Source organism: Dapis purpurea BLCC-M126 (assembly GCF_050015975.1).
Taxonomy (GTDB): domain Bacteria; phylum Cyanobacteriota; class Cyanobacteriia; order Cyanobacteriales; family Microcoleaceae; genus Trichodesmium.
Window position 1 is genome coordinate 1 of sequence record NZ_JBNHER010000170.1, and the last position, 1,069, is coordinate 1,069.

Genomic DNA, 1,069 nt, shown 5'->3' on the forward strand with positions numbered 1-1,069 from the left:
CTACAATAGCTTAGGAGAAAAACAAAAAGCACTCGATTACTACAATCAAGCTTTACCTATAGCTCGGCAAGTAGGCGATCGCCATGGAGAAGCTTACATTCTCAATAAATTGCGCAATATTCTCGATGGGGGAGAAGTTCTTGCTCCAACTCAGCAGAGTAATGAAGCAGAAAGATTATTTATGTATGGAACTGAACTATATAAGCAAGGTACAGCAGAATCTCTGAAGGAAGCACTCAATTACTTAAATCAAGCTTTACCTTTATTTCAGCAAGTGGGCGATCCCATTGGCAAAGCAAGTACTCTGATAAGTATTGGCAAAGTCTACAGTGAGTTAGGAGAAAAACAAAAAGCACTTGATTACTTAAATCAAGGTTTATCTCTATTTCAGCAAGTAGGCGACCCCCGCATGGAAGCAATCACTCTCACAGGTATTGCCTATGTCTACGATAACTTAGGAGAAAAACAAAAAACAGTCAATTACTATCAGCAAGCTTTACCTATATATCAGCAATTAGGCGATCATCGTATGGAATCAGAAACTCTCAGAAGTATTGGCAATGTCTACTATAGCTTAGGAGAAAAACAAAAAACAGTCAATTACTATCAGCAAGCTTTACCTTTATTTCAGAAAATGGGCGATCAGGGTGGGGAAGCAAGCACTCTCAATAATCTTGGTGCTGTCTACAGTGACTTAGGAGAAACACAAAAAGCTCTCAATTACTTAAATAAAGCTTTACCTTTATTTCAGAAAATGGGCGATCGGAGTATGGAAGCAAATACTCTCAATGTTATTGGCGATGTCTACAATAGCTTAGGAGAAACACAAAAAGCTCTCAATTCCCTAAATCAAGCTTTATCTATACTTCAGGAAGTAGGCGATCGCCGTCGGGAAGCAACTACTCTCAATAATCTTGGCCTTGTCTACGATAACTTAGGAGAAAAACAAAAAGCTCTCAATCTCTACAATCAAGCTTTACCTCTACTTCGGCAAATAGGCGATCGCCGTCGGGAAGCAGGCACTCTCAATAATTTTGGCCTTATCTACGATAGCTTAGGAGAAAAACAA

1 protein-coding gene is annotated in these 1,069 nt (G+C 39.2%); it reads left to right on the forward strand.

Annotation, left to right across the window (positions count from 1 at the left end):
- Window positions 1–1,069, forward strand: a 1,069-nt coding sequence (locus ACP6PL_RS15120) for a tetratricopeptide repeat protein (RefSeq protein WP_426546092.1), incomplete at both ends; no start/stop codon positions are given.